Genomic DNA, 1,304 nt, shown 5'->3' on the forward strand with positions numbered 1-1,304 from the left:
GGCAGCAATGTCGATACGGTCATCATTGGCGGGCGCCTGCGCAAACGGCGTGGTGTCGTGCTGGGCGTGGATCAGGCAAAGCTGCGCTCCGCGATCGACGAGTCCCTCGCTTATCTGTTCAATGCGGCTGGGTACAGGCCGGATCCGTTTGCGGAATCGTTCAAGCTGAATTAGTGCTTGATGAATGCGCTATTGCTACTGATACGTATCGGTTTCGGCGCCACAGCGCCATCGCTTTGCAGACCACTTTGAATGGTCAGGTTGCATGGGGCATGTGTGGCGACCCCCTGACTGCGTCGCTGGTGTCCTTTGCCATCGGCTCGCTCTGTCTGGCTGTGATCGCCTTGCTTTGCGGCTGTACCGTGGCATCACCAGGGAGGCTCTCACGAGGCGGTGATTTTGGACTGTGAGTCGCGCTTACCCGGATGGTTGGCCGGGCGTTCAGTATTCGCCCGGACAGCACCGTCAGCCGCACCTGATGCTTCCCTGAATGCGTTTGGCCTGGGTAAGTCTACAGCGTTGTCTCAGCCCTGCGCGCCCAAGGCTACGCCGGCAAAAGGCTTCGCAAGGTAGTCGATAAAACGCCCGACCTTCGGCAAGACCAACTTTCGGGTCTGATGGCGAAGACCTCATAGTTTTTTCCAGGAGAAGGAGATCTCAAGGCCATGGATAAATCGCAGACAGAGGACACGTCTACGCGCTTCGCCGCAGGCCCAGACAGCAATGCGCTCGGTGGCGCTCTCTATTTCCCGTTCAGCACCGTGGCGGCCCAAGCGGCACCCCTGCGCTCCGAACCGACGGATGACGGAATCGGGTACACGCCCTACCTCGGGATCGCGGGCCTGGCCATCCTTGCCATCGTCGCCTGGAAGCTTCTAAGCAGGTGAGCCGGGCGTCGGCGATTCAATTGCTGCCCGGCGTCAACTACTATGAGCGGCGTATTGCCTTACGAAGGAATGTGCGCCTCGCCGTTGACCAGGTTGGCGCCATGACCGTCCAGGCGCTTGCCGAGCGTGGAGAAGCAGCGCTCGAGCATGGGGCTTATGATGTTGGGCGAGCCGCTGCCGACCTTCTGACGCAAGCGCTCGATCGTCGCGTAGCGCCTGGCCCTCTTTAGACCGTCGCAGCCGTCGCCGAGGGAGATGTACTTGCTTCCGATGCGCACGGCCTTCTACGTTCGAAGGATCCTGGGACCCGCTGGCGGTCCCGAAACGGCGGCACAAACCAAGGCCTCCCGGTTGCTGCAAGCCGCCACGATCGATGGCGCCGCAACCGCGGGACTCCAGCAACGCACGGGTAGCCTG

The 1,304-nt window shown here is 61.4% G+C and carries 3 protein-coding genes; 2 read left to right on the top strand and 1 reads right to left on the bottom strand.

The annotated features are described in order from the left end of the window. Window positions 1–173 precede the first annotated feature (173 nt). Window positions 174–410, top strand: a complete 237-nt coding sequence (locus AC1DF3_RS36865; RefSeq protein ID WP_478142794.1) for a DMT family transporter — start codon at window positions 174–176, stop codon at window positions 408–410. A 255-nt stretch (window positions 411–665) separates the two neighbouring features. Then, window positions 666–887 (top strand): hypothetical protein, encoded by a 222-nt coding sequence (locus AC1DF3_RS36870; RefSeq protein ID WP_478142795.1) that lies wholly within the window; start codon window positions 666–668, stop codon window positions 885–887. Window positions 888–946: 59 nt separating this feature from the next. On the opposite strand, the gene AC1DF3_RS36875 is transcribed toward AC1DF3_RS36870, so the two are convergent. Next, entirely contained in the window at window positions 947–1,165 is a 219-nt protein-coding gene (locus AC1DF3_RS36875; protein WP_478142796.1) for a DNA-binding protein, read from the bottom strand. Window positions 1,166–1,304 lie beyond the last annotated feature (139 nt).

Source organism: Variovorax sp. 10N432 (assembly GCF_056394465.1).

Excerpts from the sequence above, each read along its gene's own strand:
- AC1DF3_RS36870 (WP_478142795.1), top strand. The coding sequence starts at position 666 with ATGGATAAATCGCAGACAGAGGACACGTCTACGCGCTTCGCCGCAGGC.